Here is a 20,487-nt window from a genome sequence, read left to right on the forward strand (position 1 = left end):
GCGACACCGGACGGGCCACCCCCTGAGTTCGCCCGCCGGTCGCGGGGGCGAGCGGCGGAGCGGAATCGGACCGCGCCGGGCCGGTGCGGCGGACGGCCACTTCCCCGAAAGTCCCGCCAACCGGCCGGGGTCCTCGGGCATCGTATCGGACGACGGTCGGAACACCGCCCCCGCCGTCCAGCCGGTCGGCCGCGATGCCGTAGGTTGAAAGAGATTCCGATCACCCCTCGGAGGTGCCTCGTGGAACAGCACGCGCGAACAGATGCCTACTCCGATCGTTACGCGGCCCGTGCAGCAGGCATGGTGCCGTCGGAGATCCGCGCACTGTTCGCGATGGTCGCCCGTCCCGAGGTCGTCTCGCTGGCCGGCGGGGCGCCGTTCGTGTCCGCGCTGCCGCTGGACGTCGTCGGCGACATGATCGGCGACCTCGTGGCCAACCGGGGCGCCGAGGCGCTCCAGTACGGGTCCGCGCAGGGCGACATCGGGCTCCGCGAGCGGATCTGCGACGTCATGGCCCTGGAGGGCATCACCGCGTCCGCCGACGACGTCGTCGTGACGGTCGGCGCGCAGCAGGCCCTCGACCTCGTCACCAAGATCTTCGTGGACCCGGGCGACGTGGTCCTCGCCGAGGCGCCGTCCTACGTGGGGGCGCTCGGCACGTTCGCCTCCTACCAGGCCGACGTCGTCCACGTCCCGCTGGACGAGGGCGGCCTCATCCCCGCCGCGCTCCGCGAGACGCTCGACCGGCTCGTCCGCGAGGGCCGCCGCGTCAAGTTCCTGTACACGGTGCCGAACTTCCAGAACCCGTCCGGCGTGACGCTCACGACCGCCCGGCGTGCGCAGATCCTGGAGATTTGCGCCGCCTACGACGTTCTGGTCATCGAGGACAATCCGTACGGGCTGCTCGGCTTCGACGGCGAGCCCACCCGGGCCATGCGCGCCGACGACTCCGAGCGCGTCATCTACCTCGGCTCGTTCTCCAAGACGATCGCGTCCGGGCTGCGGGTCGGGTGGGCGCTGGCGCCGCACGCCGTCCGGGCCAAGCTCGTCCTCGCCGCCGAGTCCGCCGTGCTGTGCCATCCGGCGCTGTCGCAGGTGGCCGTCCGCGAGTACCTGACGACGCAGCCGTGGCGCGAGCAGATCAAGTCGTTCCGCGAGCTGTACCGGGCGCGGCGCGACGCGATGCTGGACGCCCTCGACGCGCTCATGCCGGACGGTTGCACGTGGACGCGTCCCGGCGGCGGCTTCTTCGTCTGGCTCACGCTGCCGGAGGGCCTGGACGCCAAGGCGATGGCCCCCCGCGCCATCGCCGAGCGCGTCGCGTACGTCCCCGGCACCGGGTTCTTCGCGGACGGCGGCGGACGGCGCAACATGCGCCTGTCCTACTGCTTCCCCGAACCGGACCGGATCCGCGAGGGCGTACGGCGGCTCGCCGGCGTGATCGAATCGGAGATCCGGATGCGGGACACTTTCGGAGGAGTCCGGCCGGGCGCCGCGACCGGCGGGGTGCACACCCCGGGGCCGGGCATCGTCTGACCCGCGATCGTTTCGTCAGGGTCGGCTCCTCCGCCGGGGGAGCCGACCCTTTCTCGTGTGAGGGAGCAGGAGTGGAACTGGGGCACGTCGTCGTCCTCGCCGGGGGCCTGTCGTACGAGCGGGAGGTCTCGCTGCGCTCGGGGCGGCGCGTGGCGGACGCGCTGCGCGCCCTGGACGTCCCCGTCGAACTGCGCGACGCCGACGCGACGCTGCTGGACGCCCTGGCGCGGGACCGTCCGGACGCGGTGTTCCCCGTCCTGCACGGCACCGCCGGGGAGGACGGGTCGGTGCGCGGGGTCCTCGAACTGCTGGAGCTGCCGTACATCGGGGCGCGACCGGACGCGTGCCGCGTCGCGTGGGACAAGCCGGCCGCCAAGGCCGTCGTGCGGCGCGCGGGCGTGGCCACGCCGCGTTCCGTCGCGCTGCCGAAGGAGATCTTCTACGACCTCGGCGCGGCGGCCGTGCTGGACCGGATCGTGTCGCGGCTCGGGCTGCCGTTGTTCGTGAAACCGACACGCGGCGGGTCCGCGCTGGGCGCCTCGGTAGTGCGGGAGGCGGCGGAGCTGTCGGCGGCGATGGTCGGGTGCTTCGCCTACGGGGACGCGGCGCTCATCGAGCAGTACATCTCGGGGACGGAGGTGGCGGTGAGCGTGATCGAACGGCCGTCCGGTCCGGTCGCGCTGCCCGCCGTGGAGATCGTCGCGCCGCACGGGCTGTACGACTACACGGCCCGGTACGACGCGGGGGACACGGCGTTCGTGACGCCCGCGCGGTTGTCGTCCGCCGCCGCCGAGGCCGCCACCGCCGCCGCCGTGACCGCGCACCGGGCGCTCGGGCTGCGCGACCTGTCCCGGACGGACCTCATCGTGGACGCGTCGGGCGAGGTCCACTTCCTCGAAGTCAACGTGGCGCCGGGGATGACCGAGACGAGCCTGCTGCCGCGCGCCGTCGCGGCGGCGGGCCTCGACCTCGGGACGGTCTGCCGGGACCTCCTGGTGCGCCGTCTGGACGAGACCCGCTGACGGTTTCACGGGAAACTACGGCAGGCGGAGCGCGCCCGCGGCGAGCCGGCGTTCGATGGCGTCGGCGGTCTCCTGGATCGTGAGGACGGCCGAGTCCAGCGCGTGGGCGCGCAGCTCGCCGAGGTCGCGGAACTGCTCGTGCAGCGACCGGATCGGCTCGGGCGCGCGCAGCATCTCGGGGCCGCGCCCGGCGGCGCGGCGCAGCACGGTGTCGACGTCCGGGTACAGCACGACGTAGTGGAGTTCGACGCCGCGCTCGGCGCTCGCCGCCCGGAAGGCGTCCAGGAACCACGGCCCGACGATGCCGTCGTAGAACACCTCGTACCCGGCGGCGGCATACCCACAGGCGGCCCGTGCGGCGATGCCGATGACGACGGCGTTCTGCGCCGCCGACTCCGGCAGGTACGGCGCGATGCGCCCCCGCCGGATGAAGCCCCAGAAGTCGTCGCCGTGGACATGGACGCTGGGCGCGACGCGTTCGGCGAGCACCCGCGCGACCGTGCTCTTGCCCGCGCCCGGCGGTCCGCTGACGATGACGACCCGTCCGTCCGACATCCGCACCTCCCCGGCCAACCCCTTCCCCGCCCGAGTCCCGGCCTATCACCGGCGAACGGCACGCGGCGGTTTCCCGTGAAACCAGGTTTCCCGTGAAACCACCCCTCGTAGTTTCCCGTGAAACACCGCGCCTAGAAACTCCACTGCGCAGGCGCGTCGAGATGCCGGGGGAGTCGCGTCGTCGCATCACCGCGAGCCGCAGCAAGCTGCGGGACGGTCAGAAACAGCGCATCCGTCAGATCCGCACCGCGCAGATCTGCGTCCCGAAGGTCCGCGCCGATGAGATCCGCACGCCGCAGGTCGGCGCCCCGGAGATCCGCCGCGATCAAACAGGCGCCCCGCAGGTTCGCCCCACGCAGATCGGCCCCTCGCAGCGACGCACCGACCAGATCCGCACCCCGCCGATTCACCCCACGCAAATCAGCGCCCCGCGACGCGCCACCACCCGAGTCCACACCCCGCCGCTTTGCGCCGCGCAGATCGGCTCGTCGCGACTGCGCGCGGCGCCGTGGCGCGGCAGCAGCGTCGTCGCCTCGCGGGGCGGTGGGGGCGTCGGGTGCGCGGACGGCCTCGCTCGTGCGCAGCAGCAGGGCGTTCACCGCGCCGCGCAGGGCGTTCACGTCCACGGCGGCCAGTTCGTCCGGCGTCCCGGACGCCACCGCGTCGATCTCCTTGCGGGCGGTGCGAAGTTCGTCGTGGACGTCGGCCGCGTCCGTCCGCTCCAGCGCCTCGGTCACGTACCAGAGCAGCTCGTGGAGCGCCCGCACGACCGGGAACGTCCGGAACATTGCCGACGCCGCCGGGGACGACCGCCAGTCCCGGCCGCCGAACGTCTCCTGCGACACCCGCTGTCCCGCGCCGAAGCAGTCGAACACCGTGCAGCCCCGGAACCCGGCGGCCGGAAGACGGTCGTGGATGGAGCACCGGGAGTCGGCGAGCAGGTTGCGGCACGGCTCGCCCGCCGCCTTGTCCACCGCGAAGTCCGACGACGCGGCGAACGGCAGCGCGACGCAGCACAGCCCGAAGCACTGACCGCAGTCGCCGCGCAGCCCGGCGAACGTCACGGACCCTCCGTCGCGACGCCCGCCTCCTCCGGCGCCATCGACGCGATGATGCGCTCCAGGTCCTCCAGCGACGCGAACTCCACCACGATCTTGCCCTTGTTCCGGCCGAGATCGACGCGGACCTTCGTCTCGTACCGGTCCGACAGGCGGTCCGCGAGCCGCTTCAGCTCCGGCGCGACCGGCTTCTTGCGGCGGCCCTGGCGCGGCGCCAGCGGCCCGTCCTCGACCTCGCGCACCGCGATGATCTCCTCGACGGCCCGCACCGACAGGCCCTCGGCGACGATCCGCTTGGCCAGCAGTTCCTGCGCCTCGACGCTGTCCAGCGACAGCAGCGCGCGGGCGTGCCCGGCCGAGATCACCCCGGCGGCCAGCCGCACCTGGACGGCGGGCGGCAGGTTCAGCAGCCGCAGCGTGTTGCTGATGTGCGGACGCGACCGTCCGATGCGCCGGGCGAGCTGCTCGTGGGTGACGCCGAAGTCGTCCAGGAGCTGCTGGTAGGCCGCCGCCTCCTCCAGCGCGTTGAGCTGCTGGCGGTGCAGGTTCTCCATGAGCGCGTCGCGGAGCATGTCGTCGTCCGACGTCGCCCGGACGATCGCCGGGACCGCGGCCAGCCCGGCCACCTGCGACGCCCGCCAGCGCCGCTCGCCCATGATCAGCTCGTACTCGTGCTCCGGATCGTCGATCCGCCGCACGACGATCGGCTGCAGCAGACCGACGATCGAGATGGATTCCGCCAGCTCTGCCAGCGCTTCCTCGTCGAAATGCGTGCGCGGCTGCCGGGAGTTCGGACGAATCGTCTTCGGCGCCAGCTCGGCGAAGTACGCTCCGGCGACCGGCGCGCCCGTCGGCGGCCCGGACGGCATGGGCTCCGCCGCACCCGCCGGCGCGGGCACCGGAGGCGGCGGCCCGGTCGGAATGAGCGCGTCGAGTCCCTTGCCGAGACCGCGGCGTGGCTGGCTCACTGCACGGCTCCCGCTCCACGGTGGGCCATCTCGGACGCCGCCTCACTGTAGGCGAGCGCCCCGCTGGACCCCGGGTCGTAGGTCATGACGGACTGTCCGTAGCTCGGCGCCTCGGAGACGCGGACGCTCCGGGGGATCACCGTGCTGAGGACGACGTCCCCGAAATGGTTGCGGACGTCCTCGGCGACCTGCGCCGCCAACCGCGTCCGCGCGTCGTACATCGTCAGCAGGATCGTGGACACGCTCAGCGTCGGGTTGAGGTGCGCCTTCACGAGGTCCACGGTCCGGATGAGCTGGCCCAGGCCTTCCAGCGCGTAGTACTCGCACTGGATCGGGATGAGCAGCTCGTCCCCGCCGACCAGCGCGTTCACCGTCAGCAGGCCGAGCGACGGCGGGCAGTCGATGAGGACGTAGTCGAACTTCTCCTTGTTGTACGCCTCCAGCGCGCGCTGCAACCGCGACTCGCGCGCCACCTTGGAGACCAGCTCGATCTCCGCGCCGGCCAGGTTCAGCGTCGCCGGAGCGCAGAACAGGTTGGGGATCTCGGGCGCCGGGACGACGATCTCCGCCAGCGGCATGTCCTCGATCAGCACGTCGTAGATCGACGGCACCTCGGCGTGGTGGTCGATGCCGAGCGCCGTGGACGCGTTGCCCTGCGGGTCGAGGTCGACGACGAGCACCTGCGCGCCGTGCATCGCCAGCGACGCCGCCAGGTTCACCGAGCTGGTGGTCTTCCCGACGCCGCCCTTCTGGTTCGCGATCGTGATGACCCGGCAGCGCGGCGGACGGGGCCATTCCCGGTCCCCGCTGCGGCCCGCGGCCGTGCTGGTCGCCGTTCCGGTTTCCCGTGAAACCTTGGCGTCCTTGAGCGCCTCGCGCACGAGTTCTGACTCCCCCTGAGATGAGCGTCCCTGGCGCGGAGCGGGCACCGTGGCGCTCCGTCCCGTCGGTACATAGCCGACGTTCTCCGCCGTACCGGACGTCGTACTTCCCCACATCGCATGTCCGGACCGGGGCTCACCCGGCTCGGACTCCCCCGGTTCGCCGGACGCCTCGGTCGGCTCGTCGTCGGTGGGTTCGCCGGCGCGGTCGGGCCGGCCCAGTCCTGGTCCCGTGCTCATGAAGACCTCTTCCTCGACCGTGGAGCGCGCCGGGGGGTGCGATCCGCGACCACTCGGACAAGCGTTGTCGGCGGCTCGACCTTACCCTGCCCGACTTGGAGCAGTTCGGCCGTCCGCACACCGAAACGCTGGAGAACCGGACGCGCCTCGTCCAGTTCCACCGCCGCCCGCTCGCCCTTCAGCGCCAGCAGCTCCCCGCCCGGACGCAGCAGCGGAAGCGCCCAGGTCACGAGCCGTTCCAGCGGCGCCACCGCCCGGGCCGTCGCGACGTCGGCGGACAGGTCCCGCGCCGACTCCTCCGCGCGTCCGCGCCGCACCTCGACGTTCGTCAGCCCGAGCAGCTCGACGGCCTCGTGCAGGAACGTCGTCCGGCGCAGCAGCGGTTCCAGCAGCGTCACCGCCAGATCGGGCCGGACGATCGCCAGCACCAGACCGGGCAGCCCCGCCCCCGATCCGATGTCCACGACCGTCGCCCCCACGGGGATCGCCTCGGCCGCGACGGCGCAGTTGATCAGATGGCGCTCCCACAGCCGGTCCGCCTCGCGCGGCCCGATCAGACCGCGCTCGACCCCGGCACCGGCGAGAAACTCCGCGTACCGCTCCGCGACCGGCAGCGCGTCGCCGAAAACCTCACTCGCGATCCCCACCGAACGAATCGTTCCACAAAACCGGGGACGGCGAAGACACGCGGGCCCGGTGCCGCAGGCATATTCGCGGCAGACGGGGTAGAGAGCCCTCCGGTGCTGCCCGCTCGTCATGGAAGGAGGCTCCGGCCGATGGGAATCGGAGTCAGTCTGGCGTTCATCGCCATCGGGGCGATCCTCGCGTTCGCCGTCCGGTTCGACCTCAGTGGAATCGACATTCACCTCGTCGGCGCGATCCTGATCCTCGTGGGAATCGCCAGCCTGGTGTTCACCTACGCCTACACCCGTCCGCGCCGCCGCGCCGCGCAGCTCGTGGAGACGCCGCCGTCCCCCGACGGCGACACCGTCTTCCGCGAGGAGCGCGTCGTGGAGCGTCCCGTGACGCCGACCGAGCGCGTCGTGGAACGTCCCGTCGCGCAGCGGCCCATGGAACCCGACGATCCCGCGATCGCCAACGATCCCGCCTACGCCAACGACCCGGCGTACCAGCAGGACCCCGCCCGGCAGAACAACCCGCCGGGTCGTCGCCGCTGACCCCGGCACGGGCGACGGGGAGCCCGCGGAAACACGACGGCCCCGGCACCATCCCTGGTGCCGGGGCCGTTCGACGTGCGGATCAACTCGGGTAGACCACCACGAAACGCTCGGGCTCCTCGCCCTCGGACTCGCTGCGCAGCCCCGCCGCCGCGACCGCGTCGTGGACGATCTTGCGCTCGAACGGCGTCATCGGCGCCAGCGGCTTCGGCTGCCCGCTCTTCTGCACCTCGGCGGACACGTCCGCGCCCAGCGCGGCCAGCTCGGCGCGGCGGCGCTCCCGGTAGCCGCCGATGTCGAGCATGAGCCGGGTGCGGTTCCCGGTCTGCCGGTGGACGGCGAGCCGCGTCAGCTCCTGCAGCGCCTCCAGCACCTCGCCGCGCTTGCCGACCAGCTCGTCCAGGGACGCCCCGACCACGGCGACGACGGCGCGCTCGCCCTCGACGTCCATGTCGATGTCGCCGTCGAAGTCGCCGATGTCCAGCAGGCCCTCGATGTAGTCGGCGGCGATCTCGCCCTCCTGCTCGAGCGCCTGGACGTCGACCTCGGTGGTGTCGGTCTGGCTCAACGGGAACTCCTTCGTGGACGAGTCCGGACAGTCAAACTAACGCTTCGGGGTGCCGCTGCGCTTGCTCCGCGACTTGCGCGTCGGCTGGTTCCGGACGACCTTCGGCTTGTCGTCCTCCACCGGCGCCGGCTCGTCCTGCGCGGCCTTGGTCAGCTTCGTCTTCAGCCCGCCCGGCGCCTGGCCGTTCTTCGCGGCCTTCGCCTCCTTGGCCTTCTCCGCCTCGGATCCGGGCGGCGGGAACTTGGCGAAGATGTAGTTCTGCTGGGCGAGCGTCCAGCTGTTCGACGTCACCCAGTACATCAGGACGCCCAGCGGGAACCCGAGGCCGAACAGGCCGAACAGCGGCGCGAGGAACACCATCATCTTCTGCGCCTGCGCCATCGGGTTGGCGTCGCCGGTGGCGGCGGGCTGGCGCTTCATGCTGGACCGGACGCTGAAGAACGTCGTGCACGAGCTGATCACCACGGCGAGGCCGGTGACGATGATCGCGCTCCACGTCTTGTCGCTCCACGCGTTGAGGAACGTGTCCGGGATGTGGGCGCTGAAGATGTTCGCGCGCTGCGCGCTGTGGACGAGGTCCCAGCTCATCGCGAAGACGCTGTGGCCCTCCTTGGCGTCGGAGATGCGCTTCAGCGTCTGGAACAGGCCGATGAACACCGGCATCTGCACCAGGAGCGGCAGGCAGCCCGACAGCGGGTTCGCGCCGTTCTCCTGGTAGAGCTTCATGACCTCCTGGTTCATGCGCTGCTTGTCGTTCTTGTACTTCTTGCGCAGCGCCTGGACCTTGGGGTTCAGCTCCTGCATCTTCCGCGACGCGTGGATCTGCTTGACGAACAGCGGCACCATCAGCAGCCGCAGCAGCACGGTGAGCAGGATGATCGAGCCGCCCCAGGCCCACCCGCTGTCCTCGGGGAAGACCAGGCTCAGCGCGGCGTGGATCCACACGATGAGCTGGGAGACGATCTCGTATAGCCAGTCAAGCACCGGGCAGCTCCTTGGGCTCTGCTAGGGCGGGGCCGCCGGAGCGGCCGGAGGGCGCCTCGGGCGCGGGCGCGTCCCCGCGCGGCGGGACGGGATCGTAGCCGCCGCGGTTGAAGGGATGGCACCGGCCGATCCGCCGGGCCGTCAGCCAGGTGCCGCGCAGGGCGCCGTGCACCTGGAGCGCTTCGAGACCGTACGCGCTGCACGTCGGGTGGAAGCGGCACTGCCCGCCGAGGAGCGGGCTGAGGAAGCGGCGGTAGCCGTGGACGAGCAGGATCAGCGCCCGGGCCGCGAGGCTCGGGTCGTCGGTGGCACTCGTCATCTCCGCCCCTTGGACGTGGGCCGTGCCGGACGTCGACGGACGCGCTCCAGCGCCGAGTCCAGGTCCGCTGCCAGGTCGTCGGCGCGCGCCTCCGCCGCGGCGGGGTTCGCGCGCACTACGAGCAGGCTACCGCGCGGCAGGCGATGCACGTGATCGCGCATCAGGTGACGCAGCCGCCGTCGTACCCGGTTGCGGACGACGGCGTTCCCCACGGACCGTGCCACGACGAAGCCGACGAGCGGCTCGTCGTCCGGCGCGTCCGGACGGGTCAGCAGGTGCAGGACGAGCGTGGGCCGTCCGGCGCGCTGCCCGCGCCGGACGGCCACGCCGAACTCGTCCCGCCGCCGCATCCGGTTCGCCGACGGCAGCATGGCTGGTTCGGTGCGGTCGGGGTCGGTCCGGTCAGACCGCGATGCGGGCGCGGCCCTTGCCGCGACGCGCGGCCAGGACGGCGCGGCCGGCGCGGGTGCGCATCCGGAGCCGGAAGCCGTGCTTCTTGTGGCGACGGCGGTTGTTCGGCTGGAAAGTACGCTTGCTCACTTCAAGGCTCCAGATGCTGCGGTCGATACGGTCTGCCAGGGCGCGATAACTCGCATCACGGGTCCGCGTCCGGTCCCCCGCAGCGGGGGCCTGCCAGGCGGCGGGCACGCGTCATCTCCGTCGATGCGTCTCGACCTCAGCACGTTACGGGCCGATTCGCCCTCCGGTCAAACCGAGCCACCCCACCACTCCCACATTCCCCCCAAACCACCCACCCGCCTCCCGCACCCACCCAACCTCCACCACCAACAAACACCCACGCCCCCAACGAGCGTGCCTCACTCACATCCGCAACCACAGAGCACAACAGAAGTGAGCCACCTCACGACGACTCCAGCCCAGACACCCAGGGCCCCTAACGCATGCCTCACACAACGCCGCCCGTCTACATCCCACCCCAACGCCCCAGCCCGCCGCGCCGCACCATTCCCCGCACGGACGGGCAGCACACGGGACGTCGCGGGCGGACGACGCGCGACCAGGCAATAGACAGCGCACAGCCAAACAGCACAGCCATGGACGAACCGCCGCACGGGGAACGGCGCACGCATGGGCACCGCACGCGGGCGGACGGACACAGGCGGCGAGCGGACGCGGACCCGGACGGATACGAGGGGACACGAGAGGACACGGACCTGGGCGGACACGAGTGGACACGGGCGGACACGGGCGGACACGGGCGGCAGGTAGCTCGCGAACGGCGCGCTCGCAGAGCGGGGGACTGAGACCGCCGCGACGTCAGGCCGGGCGGGTGAGCGCGGGCGGACAGCAGCAGACGCGGACAGCAGCAGACGCGGACGCGGGCGAGCACGAGCGGACGCAGGCGGACGCGGGCGGCGGGTAGCTCGCGAACGGCCCGCTCGCAGAGCGGGGCTGAGACCGCCCGCGACGTCAGGTCGTGCGCTAGCTCACACGTCGTCCGCCCTTCGCGCCGCCCAAAGTCCGCGGCCGACAGCGCGCGACCCAAGACGCGCAGCGCAGAAGCGGGGGCTAGCTCAGAACGTGGGCCGGTTTACACATTCCCCGGCCTCGGCCCGGCGCGGACGCGGGTTCAACAGTGCGCGCGCACTAGAGGCTGCAGCACGCGACCCCCGCAGGCCTCCCTGCGCGCCGTGGGGCGCGGGCGGAAGGCGCCGAGCGGGGCAGGGCGCGGAACCGAGCGGGGCGCGGCACGGAGCGGCTCGCGGAAGCGCGAGGGCAAGGCATGGGAGCGGAGGCTAGCTGGGCGCAGAGCGCGCGGAGCGCGGAGCGCGCGGAGCGCAGAGCGCGCGGAGCGCAGAGCGCGCGGAGCGCGCGGAGCGCGCGGATGGAAGCGCAGAGCGCGGAATGTAGGCAAGCGCCAGCGCGGCCCCGCCGCAGGGCGGGGGTGGTGCGTCAGCGAGGACGGCGCGCACGACGAGCCAGTCCGCGAAGAGCGCGCCCGTGCTGTAGAGCTTTTCGCCGTCCAGACGTCATGTCACTCACGCTCCACGCACCGGCCCGCTTCGGCGGGGCGGAGGTGGACGCTCCGACGCTCGCCGAGAAGCGAGGGGCGCGGTGACGAGACGTGGGCGCGGCGCGCGGGAGGTGGGAGGTGGGGCTCAGGAGGTGGGCGCGGGAAGCGGGCGCAGGGCGCGCAGCGCGGGCGGGCGCAGGCGCAGGGCTCAGAGCGCAGGCGCCCGGCGCGCGGCGCGGGGCGCAGGCGCCCGGCGCGGGGCGGGGACGCGGGACGTTAGGCGCGGGGGCGGAGCGCGGGCGCGGAGCGCAGGGGCGGGGGACGCGGGGCGGCCTGGGATGGGGTGGTGGTCGGGTCGGGGGTGTGCGCGGCTTTGCGGCGGTCGGCTGGGTGTTTGGTGGGTGGGTGGTGGGTGCTGTTATTGCTGTGGGGCTGGGGGTGTGGCGGGCTTGGGTGGTGTGGAGGTGAGTGGGTGTGCTTCGGGTTTGTTGGGGCGGTTGGGTGTGGAGCTGTGGATAACTTGGGGGGCGGTGTGGGGCTTCGGTGGTTCGGTGGTGGGCGGCGCGCCTTGTTCTTCGTGGCTGTGGGGCTCATAGATCACTGTCCAAGGGGCGGTCGGCCGGGGGCCGGGTGATCACGGGTTGTGGATGGTCGGGGCTGGACGGTGTTCAAGGCTGTGGACAAGGTTCGAGTGGGTTCTCCACAGGTGGGCGTTCGTGTTGCGGGCGGGGTTCTTGCGGCGTTAGTGTCGTGCTCCTCGTCGTACCGGCGACGTCCGAACGGTCTTGTTCCCCCTGCCCCGCGCTTCGCGGCGGCCATCGCCTCACCACGTCCCAGAAGTCGCTCGTTCCCTGCTGTGGGGTTTTACACAGGGGACTCCACCGTCATGCACAGCATGTGGACAACTCTGTGGACAACTCATGAGAGAGTTAGGTCTTCCGCGGCGGCACCGTGCTCGCAGAGACGATCCGCAACCGTCGTGACGGCCGGGCGGTAGACGCTCCGGTGAGCGGAGCAGTGGGGGAGGGACCTTGCGCATGGACGGTCAGGATCTCGGGTCGGTCTGGGTACGCGCCCTCTCCTCCCTGGCCGAGCGCGACCTGGCCCCGAGCTACCGCGCGTGGCTCCCGCTCGTCCGTCCACTGGCCCTGATCGAGGGCACCGCGCTGCTCGCCGCTCCCAACGAGTTCGCCAAGGACGCGCTGGAAACCCGCCTGCGCGACCTCATCACCCAGGCGCTTTCCCATGAGCTGGGCCGGGAGATCCGCGTCGCGGTGACCGTCCAGCCCGAGCCGCCTCCGCCGCCCGCCGACCGCGACCAGGGCGCTCCGGGCGGGCGCCGCGACCACGGCGCCGCGCCTTATCCCGATAAGCCGTATGGCGCCGAGGACCGTTCCTATGAGCGCGAGTACGCCGATCGCGGCTACGGCGAACCGTCTTATGAGGACCAGGGGTTCGGCGGGCGTCCTCAGCCCGGCGTCCCCGGGCCCGCGCCGGGCGGTTATCCACAGGATGAGGACGACCGCGACTGGCCGCCGCGCGACGCGCGTGAGCCGCGCGACCGGGACGCCCGTGAGCCGCGGGACGCCCGCGCGACGCGGGACCGCAAATCCCGTGATCGAGATGGGCGCGACGCACTCGATCGCGACGCACGCGAACCCCGCGACCGGGACGCGCGCGAGCCGCGTGACCGCGATGCGCGGGAACCGCGGGACCGGGACGCGCGCAAGGCTCGCGGTTCGCGTGAGCCGCGCGACCTTGAGGCCCGTGACGCGCGTGACCTTGAACCTCGTGATCCACGGGACCCGCGCGACGGCGAACCGCGCGACGCGCGGGATCAGCGTGACCTCGAACTCCGTGACCCGCGTGACGCGCGGGGTCCGCGTGAGGGGGAACCACGGGACCTGCGCGATGCCCGCGATCCGCGTGCGGGCGAAGCGCGCGATGCGCGTGGCCCGCGCGACGCTGAGCTGCCCGATGCGCGCGAGCCGCGCGACCTTGAGCCGCGCGATGCGCGGGATCCACGCGATCCCGAAGTACGTGATGCGCGGGATCCACGCGAGCCCGACCTGCGCGGTGCGCGCGACCCTCGCGACGTCGAAGCGCGCGATCCACGCGACCTTGAGCTTCGTGGTGCGCGGGACCCGCGTGACCTCGAAGGGCGTGACCCCCGTGACCTTGAGGTGCGCGGTGCGCGGGATGCGCGCGACCTCGAAGCGCGCGGTGCGCGGGATCCGCGGGACCTTGACGTGCGCGGTGCGCGGGATACGCAGGACCTCGAAGCGCGCGGTGCGCGGGATGCGCGTGGGCTTGACGTGCGCGGCGCGCGCGATCCGCGTGAGCTTGAGGCGCGGGACGAGCTGCGGGATCCGCGTGATCGGGAGGCCCAGCAGCTCGACGTCGAGCGCGGCTACCCGGCGGGCGCCCGTCCCCCGGCGTACGGCGGACGCGGCCCGTTCGAGAACGCCGGCGGCTATCCGGGCGGACGAGGCGGACGTCCCCTGCCCGGCACCGACGGCTTCGACGACCCCTACGACGGGCAGGGCGGCTACGAGAAGGGCCCGTCCGTCCCCCCGCAGCTCCAGGGCGGCTCGCACCTGAACGACCGCACGCTCGGCGCCCCGTCCCGCCCCGGCGGCGGCGGGCCGCAGGAGCCGCAGGGCACCGGACGCGAGCCCGCCGACCCGGACGCCGGCGACGACCCCAAGGGCAAGGGCAAGGCAGGCGCGGCGGCCCAGCAGCACGACCGGCTGAACCCGAAGTACACGTTCGAGACGTTCGTCATCGGCTCGTCCAACCGGTTCGCGCACGCGGCGGCCGTGGCGGTCGCCGAGCAGCCCGCCAAGGCCTACAACCCGCTGTTCATCTACGGCGACTCCGGTCTCGGCAAGACGCACCTGCTGCACGCGATCGGCCACTACGCGCAGAGCCTGTTCAACGGGGCGCGCGTAAGGTACGTCAGCTCCGAGGAGTTCACGAACGACTTCATCAACTCGATCCGCGACGGCAAGGCGGACGGGTTCCGCCGCCGCTACCGGGACGTGGACATCCTGCTGGTGGACGACATCCAGTTTCTGGAGGGCAAGGAACAGACGCAGGAGGAGTTCTTCCACACGTTCAACACCCTCCACAACGCGAGCAAGCAGATCGTGATCTCCAGCGACCGTCCCCCGAAGGAGCTGGTGACGTTGGAAGACCGCCTCCGCAACCGGTTCGAGTGGGGCCTCACGACGGACGTCCAGCCGCCCGAGCTCGAGACCCGCATCGCGATCCTGCAGAAGAAGGCGCGGCAGGAGGGCCTGGCGGCGCCGCCGGACGTCCTGGAGTTCATCGCCTCGCAGATCGCGACGAACATCCGCGAGCTGGAGGGCGCGCTGATCCGGGTGACGGCGTTCGCGAGCCTGAACCGGCAGTCGGTCGACATGAAGCTCGCGGGGATCGTCCTGAAGGACCTCATCCCCAACGACGCCGGTCCCGAGATCACGGCCATGATGATCATGGCGCAGACTGTGGAGTACTTCGGGACGACGATCGAAGACCTCTGTGGACCGTCCAGGTCGAGGATGCTTGTGACCGCCAGGCAAATAGCGATGTACCTGTGCCGGGAACTAACCGACCTATCACTGCCCAAAATCGGCGCCCAGTTCGGGGGGCGCGACCACACGACCGTCATGCATGCGGAACGTAAAATCCGCAGCTTGATGGCCGAACGGCGGGCCATCTACAACCAGGTGACGGAGCTGACCGGCCGGATCAAGCACCAGGCCCGTAAGCACTGACCGTCGCGCACACCCTGTGGACAACCTTGGGGACAACCTGGGGATCGCCCGTGGAAAACCTGAGGAAGACGTGTGGAAGACGTGTGGACGGTTTGCCGACCCCTGTGGACGGCCGCCCGGCATCATGGGGACGAAGCCGTGGACAACCTGTGGAAGTCCTGGGGACGAACTGTGGACGCCGCACCGCCGCATCCGGCGAGGCCGAGCACCTGTAAATGATCTGGGGACAACCCGTGGACAACCGGTGGATGACGTGGGGATGACCTGTGGGGACAGAATCGGCCGTCCCCAGGCCGTCCTCCGTCGTCCACCGCCCGCCCACAGGGCCTGGGGACGACGATTCGCGGTCTCACCTGCGGAAACACCGGTTGTCCCCAGTATCCACAGCACCTACTACGAGTACGACCCCTTGTCTCTAACCAAGAAAAAGAACAGCTCAAATCAGGGCCTGGGGAAAACGCGCGCCGAGCGCGTCCCGGGGCCTGCGCACCGCACGCTGTCCGACACCTGCAGGAGGCGGGTTCCGTGAAGTTCCGCATCGACAGAGACGCCCTGGCCGACGCCGTGGCCTGGACGGCGCGCACCCTCCCGGTGCGCCCCCCGGTCCCCGTGCTCGCCGGGATGCACATCGAGGCCGGCGACCGGCTGAAGCTGTCGGCGTTCGACTACGAGGTGTCCGCACAGGTCGCCACCGACATCGAGACCGAGGAGCCGGGCACCGCCCTGGTCTCCGGACGGCTGCTCGCCGAGATCTCGCGCAGCCTTCCTCCCCACCCTGTGGAAGTCACCACGGACGGGGCCAAGGTGATGCTCCGCTGCGGCAGCGCGAAGTTCACACTCCTGACGATGCCTGTGGAGGACTACCCGACGCTGCCGGAGATGCCCCCGGCGGCGGGCGCGGTGGGCAGCGACGAGTTCGCGGCGGCCGTCGCGCAGGTCGCCATCGCCGCCGGACGCGACGACACGATCCCGATGCTGACCGGCGTCCGCGTCGAGATCGAGGGCGAGACCGTCACGCTCGCCTCGACCGACCGGTACCGCCTCGCCGTCCGCGAGCTGCACTGGAAGCCGGAGCGGCCGGACTTCGCGTCCGTCGCGCTGGTGCCCGCCAAGACGCTCGCGGACACGGCCAAGTCGCTGACCGCCGGCGCCGAGGTGTCGATCGCGCTCGCGGCCACCGGCGGCGGCGCGGGCGAGGGCATGATCGGCTTCGAGGGCGGCGGACGGCGCACGACGTCCCGGCTGCTCGACGGCGACTTCGTCAAGTACCGCTCGCTGCTGCCGAGCGAGTACGCGGGCCTCGCCGAGGTCACGACCGCGCCGTTCATCGAGGCCGTCAAGCGCGTCTCGCTGGTCGCCGAGCGCAACACGCCGGTGCGGCTGTCGTTCCGCCAGGGCGAGGTCGTGCTGGAGGCCGGGACGGGCGACGAGGCGCAGGCCGTCGAGGCGCTGGAGGCCACGCTGGAGGGCGAGGACATCGACATCGCCTTCAACCCCGGGTTCCTGCTCGACGGGCTGTCGGCGATCGGTTCGGACACCGCGCGGCTGTCGTTCACCACGCCGACCAAGCCGGCCGTCCTCACCGGGAAGCCGCCGCAGGACGGCGAGAACCCGAACTACCGGTACCTGATCATGCCGGTGCGTCTGACGGGGTAAGGAGAAATATCGGGGGCATAGCGGGATCATCGGATGTGGACGGAGAAAACGCCGTCCACAGTCGTCCACAAGGGGAGTCGGAGCATGGAGCTGGGCATGATCGGCCTGGGCAGGATGGGCGGCAACATGGCCGAACGCCTGCGCCGCGGGGGTCACACGGTCGTCGGGTTCGACCGCGATCCGAAGGTCAGCGACGTCGGCTCCCTGGAGGAGCTGGTCGAGCGCCTCACCCCGCCGCGCGCCGTGTGGGTGATGGTGCCGTCCGGGCAGCCGACCCGCGACACCGTCCACAGCCTGGGGAAGCTCTTGCAGCCCGGCGACGTCATCGTGGACGGCGGCAACTCGCACTATGTGGACGACCAGAAGCACGGTGACGAACTGCGCGCCCTCGGCGTCGGGTTCGTGGACTGCGGCGTCAGCGGCGGCGTGTGGGGCCTGCAGAACGGCTACGCGCTGATGGTCGGCGGGGAGCAGGAGCACGTCGACCGGCTGATGCCGATCTTCGAGACGCTCAAGCCGGAGGGGGACTACGGGTTCGTCCACTCCGGGAAGGTCGGCGCCGGGCACTTCGTGAAGATGGTCCACAACGGCATCGAGTACGCGATGATGCAGGCGTTCGGCGAGGGCTACGAGCTGATCGAGGCGTCCGACATCGTCACGAACGTGCCGGAGACGTTCCGGAGCTGGCAGGAGGGCACGGTCATCCGGTCCTGGCTGCTGGACCTGATGAACCGGGCGCTGGCCGACGATCCACAGCTCGACGAGATCCGTGGATACGCCAACGACTCCGGCGAGGGGCGGTGGACGGTCCAGGCCGCCGTGGACCACGCCGTCCCGCTGCCCGCGATCACCGCGTCGCTGTTCGCCCGGTTCGCCTCGCGGCAGGACGACTCGCCCGCGATGAAGGTCGTCGCGGCCCTGCGCAACCAGTTCGGCGGGCACGCGGTCGAGGGCGCGAAGGGGGCCGACTCCCCCGGCGCCGACGTGCCGCCGCCGCCCGTCTGACGGCCCCGGACGGTCGCGCGGGCCGTTCGGGGCGCGCGGTTCAGCCCCGGACGGCCGCGAGGACGTCGTCGGCGATGGCCTCGTCGATCCGGCCGTCGGGCGCGCCGCCGACGCCGATGCCCGCGATCGGAAAGCCCTGGTAAAGGACGGGTACGCCGCCGGGCAGGACGAGCGTCCCCGGGATCTGCTTGACGGTCTCGTTGCCCGCCAGCGCGCTGGTGGGACGTCCGAACGCGACGGCCGTGTACGCCTTCCGCTTGGCCGATTCGTAGGTCTGCGGCCCGGCCTGCACCGTCCGGACCACGAGCCGGATGACGCCGGACCGATCCATGACGACCATCGTCACCCGCTGGTTCCCGTGGGCGCGGGCCGAACTCACCAGCGCCCTGGACGCGCGGGCCAGCGCCTCGTTGGACAGCACCGCCTCCGATGCGACGTACCCGTGGTGGCGCGTGTGGTGACCGAAGAGGTCGGTGTCGGCGGACGCGGGCTGCGCCGTGGTCAGCGCGCCGGCGACGAGGGCGCCCAGCGCGGCGGCCGTCCCGACGAGATGCTTGTTGATCATGAATGGTGTATCCCTCCTCGCGGCACGGAAAGTAATCACGGGCCGCGGTTATCCACAGGCTGGGGGAAGGTAGGCGGGACACCGGGCGCAGGGCCTACGCTCGTGTCTCGTGTACGTCGCCCACCTGTCGCTGCAGGACTTCCGCTCCTACGCCACCGCCGAGGTCGCGTTCGAGCCCGGCGTGACCGCGTTCGTGGGGCCGAACGGGCAGGGCAAGACGAACCTGGTCGAGGCCGTCGGGTACGTCGCGGCGCACGGCAGCCATCGCGCCTCGTCCGACGCGCCGCTCGTCCGGCAGGGGACGCCGCGCGCCGTCGTCCGCGCGGGCCTGGTGAAGGACGGGCGCAAGGCGCTGGTCGAGCTGGAGATCAACCCGGGGAGGGCGAACCGGGCGCGGCTGAACCGCTCCCCCGTCCCCCGGCCGCGCGAGATCCTGGGGATGCTGCGGACCGTCCTGTTCGCCCCCGAGGACCTCGCCCTCGTCAAGGGCGACCCGGGGGAGCGCCGCCGGTTCCTGGACGAGCTGCTGACGCTGCGCGCGCCGAGGTTCGCGGGCGTCCGCTCCGACTACGACCGCGTGCTCAAGCAGCGGAACGCGCTGCTGAAGTCGGCGGCGGCGCACCGCCGGGCGCCCGGCGCCGAGGTCATCGCGACGCTGGAGGTCTGGGATGCCCACCTGGCCCGCACCGGCGCCGAACTGCTCGCGGCGCGGCTGGAGCTGACGGCGGCGCTGCGTCCGCTCGCCGCCGCCGCGTACGCCGAGCTGGCCCCGCACTCGGCCGTCGCGTCCCTGCGCTACCGCAGCTCGCTCGGCGACGAGGAGTTGTCCACAGACCGGGGACAACTCGCGGATCGCCTGTTGACGGCCGTCGCGGACGCGCGCAAACAGGAACTGGAACGCGGCGTCAGCCTGGTCGGCCCGCACCGCGACGAACTGCAGCTCGGCCTCGGCGACCTGCCCGCGCGCGGCTACGCCAGCCATGGCGAGTCCTGGTCGTTCGCGCTCGCGCTGCGCCTGGCGGCGTTCGAGCTGCTGCGCGCCGACGGCGACGACCCCGTCCTCATCCTGGACGACGTCTTCGCCGAACTGGACGCGGGCCGCCGCAGCCGCCTCGCCGAGATGGTCGCCCCCGCCGAACAAGTCCTGATCACGGCGGCCGTCCCCGCCGACGTCCCCACCGAACTGACCGGAATGTCGTACGCGGTCGCGGACGGCAAGATCGTCCCCGCCTGACGCCGGGAGGAACCATGACCGACGACCCCCAGCCTGTGGACAACCCGTCCGTCCCGGCCCCCGCACGCCCACAACCTGCGGACAAAACGGCACCGCCGCCCGCCCGCCGCCCTCGCGCCGGCCGCCCGCGCCCGACCGCCGACACCGCGTCCCCGCGCGTCCCAGCACCCACAAGCGAAAACCCCCCGCCCACGGCGCCTGGCACGCCCACCGCGCCTGGCAGGCCCACGGCGCCTGGCAGGCCCACGGTGCCTGGCACGCCCACCGCGCCTGCCGCGTCGTCTGCGGCGCTCGGCGCGGCTGCCGGGTCCGGCGCGCCTGCGGCATCTGCCGTGTCCGGGGGTGTGGGCCGGGCGGCGGTGCCTGGGCCTGCGAATCCTGGGGACGCTGCGTCGGAGGACCGGGGTCGTGCGTCGGGCGGTGGCGCGGGGGTGGGGAAGTCGGGGGCGGATTTGGCGCGGGAGGCGTTGGCGCAGGCCAAGGCGGACGCGCGGAAGCGCGGCACGTTGCCGGGGCAGGGGAAGAAGAAGGCGCGCGTGCCGGCGGTGGGGCGGATGCCGGGGCGCGGCGGGGATCCGCGGCGGTTCGGGGTGGCCATTCGCGACCTGCTGGCCGATCGGGGGTGGGAGCAGCGTGCGGCGGTCGGCGGGGTGTTCGGCAACTGGCCGGGGATCGTCGGGCCCGTCCTCGCCGAGCACACGCGGCCGGAGCGGTTCGAGGACGGCGAACTGGTCATCGCGGCCGATTCGCCGACGTGGGCGACGCAGGTCCGGTCGCTCGCGGCCCAGCTCGTCCGGCGGCTGAACCAGGAGCTGGGGCAGGGGACGGTGAAGCGGGTCAAGGTGGTGGGTCCGGCGACGGGTCCGCGCCGGACGGGCGGCTGGCGGGTGCGCTGAGACGGGCGTCCCGATGTCAGTGGCGGGTGGGAACATCTGTTCGGGGGTCTGGGCGGCGGTTCCCGCAA

At 72.1% G+C, this 20,487-nt stretch carries 18 protein-coding genes and 2 pseudogenes; 9 read left to right on the forward strand and 11 right to left on the reverse strand.

Going from position 1 to position 20,487, the window contains the following annotated elements; all coding sequences use genetic code 11:
* Positions 1 to 300 precede the first annotated feature (300 nt).
* Together GQ466_RS15390 and GQ466_RS15395 are read left to right on the forward strand one after the other, a co-directional pair.
* On the forward strand, positions 301 to 1,536 hold the full coding sequence (locus GQ466_RS15390; RefSeq protein WP_202420661.1) for an aminotransferase-like domain-containing protein: 1,236 nt from the start codon (positions 301 to 303) through the stop codon (positions 1,534 to 1,536).
* A 71-nt stretch (positions 1,537 to 1,607) separates the two neighbouring features.
* Positions 1,608 to 2,558, forward strand: coding sequence for a D-alanine--D-alanine ligase (locus tag GQ466_RS15395; RefSeq protein ID WP_161103520.1), 951 nt, complete (start codon positions 1,608 to 1,610; stop codon positions 2,556 to 2,558).
* Positions 2,559 to 2,573: 15 nt separating this feature from the next.
* On the opposite strand, the gene GQ466_RS15400 is transcribed toward GQ466_RS15395, so the two are convergent.
* From GQ466_RS15400 to rsmG, 5 genes are all read right to left on the reverse strand, one after another.
* The gene (locus tag GQ466_RS15400) at positions 2,574 to 3,113 is read right to left on the reverse strand and encodes an AAA family ATPase (protein ID WP_161103521.1); all 540 of its coding nucleotides are present in this window, start codon (positions 3,111 to 3,113) and stop codon (positions 2,574 to 2,576) included.
* Positions 3,114 to 3,244: 131 nt separating this feature from the next.
* Entirely contained in the window at positions 3,245 to 4,177 is a 933-nt protein-coding gene (locus GQ466_RS15405; protein WP_161103522.1) for a pentapeptide repeat-containing protein, read from the reverse strand.
* Positions 4,174 to 5,139: a ParB/RepB/Spo0J family partition protein gene (locus GQ466_RS15410; protein WP_161103523.1), complete on the reverse strand. Its 966-nt coding sequence runs from the start codon at positions 5,137 to 5,139 to the stop codon at positions 4,174 to 4,176. The genes GQ466_RS15405 and GQ466_RS15410 overlap by 4 nt, the downstream gene beginning before the upstream one ends.
* A complete protein-coding gene (locus GQ466_RS15415; protein ID WP_337193480.1) occupies positions 5,136 to 6,020 on the reverse strand; it encodes a ParA family protein in 885 nt (294 codons plus the stop codon). Before GQ466_RS15415 ends, GQ466_RS15410 begins: the two co-directional genes overlap by 4 nt.
* A 236-nt stretch (positions 6,021 to 6,256) precedes the next feature.
* Positions 6,257 to 6,907 carry a 16S rRNA (guanine(527)-N(7))-methyltransferase RsmG gene (gene rsmG, locus GQ466_RS15420; protein WP_161103524.1) on the reverse strand — a complete coding sequence of 217 codons (651 nt, stop codon included), beginning with the start codon at positions 6,905 to 6,907 and terminating at the stop codon, positions 6,257 to 6,259.
* A gap of 129 nt (positions 6,908 to 7,036) precedes the next feature.
* Here rsmG and GQ466_RS15425 point away from each other — a divergent pair, with 129 nt between their 5' ends.
* On the forward strand, positions 7,037 to 7,438 hold the full coding sequence (locus tag GQ466_RS15425; protein WP_161103525.1) for a DUF6458 family protein: 402 nt from the start codon (positions 7,037 to 7,039) through the stop codon (positions 7,436 to 7,438).
* Between the two features lie 82 nt (positions 7,439 to 7,520).
* Here GQ466_RS15425 and GQ466_RS15430 read toward each other — a convergent pair whose 3' ends face one another.
* The 5 genes from GQ466_RS15430 to rpmH are packed head-to-tail and all read right to left on the reverse strand — an operon-like array spanning position 7,521 to position 9,849.
* Positions 7,521 to 8,006 (reverse strand): Jag family protein, encoded by a 486-nt coding sequence (locus tag GQ466_RS15430; protein ID WP_161103526.1) that lies wholly within the window; start codon positions 8,004 to 8,006, stop codon positions 7,521 to 7,523.
* A 36-nt stretch (positions 8,007 to 8,042) separates the two neighbouring features.
* Entirely contained in the window at positions 8,043 to 8,990 is a 948-nt protein-coding gene (gene yidC, locus GQ466_RS15435) for a membrane protein insertase YidC (RefSeq protein ID WP_161103527.1), read from the reverse strand.
* Entirely contained in the window at positions 8,983 to 9,309 is a 327-nt protein-coding gene (gene yidD, locus GQ466_RS15440; RefSeq protein ID WP_161103528.1) for a membrane protein insertion efficiency factor YidD, read from the reverse strand. The genes yidC and yidD overlap by 8 nt, the downstream gene beginning before the upstream one ends.
* Entirely contained in the window at positions 9,306 to 9,680 is a 375-nt protein-coding gene (gene rnpA / locus GQ466_RS15445; protein WP_161103529.1) for a ribonuclease P protein component, read from the reverse strand. Before rnpA ends, yidD begins: the two co-directional genes overlap by 4 nt.
* Positions 9,681 to 9,711: 31 nt before the next feature.
* A complete protein-coding gene (rpmH, locus tag GQ466_RS15450) occupies positions 9,712 to 9,849 on the reverse strand; it encodes a 50S ribosomal protein L34 (RefSeq protein ID WP_103561264.1) in 138 nt (45 codons plus the stop codon).
* A gap of 2,472 nt (positions 9,850 to 12,321) precedes the next feature.
* Between rpmH and GQ466_RS32785 the strand changes: the two are divergent.
* The 4 genes and pseudogenes from GQ466_RS32785 to gnd form a co-directional block, all read left to right on the forward strand.
* A pseudogene (locus GQ466_RS32785) lies at positions 12,322 to 12,516 on the forward strand (DnaA N-terminal domain-containing protein); the annotation flags it as partial.
* Positions 12,517 to 13,716: 1,200 nt separating this feature from the next.
* Positions 13,717 to 15,063 (forward strand): annotated as a pseudogene (gene dnaA / locus GQ466_RS32790) (chromosomal replication initiator protein DnaA); the annotation flags it as partial.
* Positions 15,064 to 15,588: 525 nt separating this feature from the next.
* On the forward strand, positions 15,589 to 16,719 hold the full coding sequence (dnaN, locus tag GQ466_RS15465; RefSeq protein ID WP_161103530.1) for a DNA polymerase III subunit beta: 1,131 nt from the start codon (positions 15,589 to 15,591) through the stop codon (positions 16,717 to 16,719).
* A 33-nt stretch (positions 16,720 to 16,752) separates the two neighbouring features.
* Positions 16,753 to 17,724, forward strand: coding sequence for a phosphogluconate dehydrogenase (NAD(+)-dependent, decarboxylating) (gnd, locus tag GQ466_RS15470; RefSeq protein WP_161103531.1), 972 nt, complete (start codon positions 16,753 to 16,755; stop codon positions 17,722 to 17,724).
* Positions 17,725 to 17,764: 40 nt separating this feature from the next.
* On the opposite strand, the gene GQ466_RS15475 is transcribed toward gnd, so the two are convergent.
* The gene (locus GQ466_RS15475; protein WP_161103532.1) at positions 17,765 to 18,289 is read right to left on the reverse strand and encodes a GlcG/HbpS family heme-binding protein; all 525 of its coding nucleotides are present in this window, start codon (positions 18,287 to 18,289) and stop codon (positions 17,765 to 17,767) included.
* A gap of 109 nt (positions 18,290 to 18,398) precedes the next feature.
* On the opposite strand from GQ466_RS15475, the gene recF reads away from it, so the two are divergent.
* Positions 18,399 to 19,523 carry a DNA replication/repair protein RecF gene (recF, locus tag GQ466_RS15480; RefSeq protein WP_161103533.1) on the forward strand — a complete coding sequence of 375 codons (1,125 nt, stop codon included), beginning with the start codon at positions 18,399 to 18,401 and terminating at the stop codon, positions 19,521 to 19,523.
* Between the two features lie 467 nt (positions 19,524 to 19,990).
* Positions 19,991 to 20,419, forward strand: a complete 429-nt coding sequence (locus GQ466_RS15485; RefSeq protein WP_237417880.1) for a DciA family protein — start codon at positions 19,991 to 19,993, stop codon at positions 20,417 to 20,419.
* Positions 20,420 to 20,487 lie beyond the last annotated feature (68 nt).

The organism is Actinomadura rayongensis, from assembly GCF_009831215.1.
Taxonomy (GTDB): Bacteria; Actinomycetota; Actinomycetes; order Streptosporangiales; family Streptosporangiaceae; genus Spirillospora; species Spirillospora rayongensis.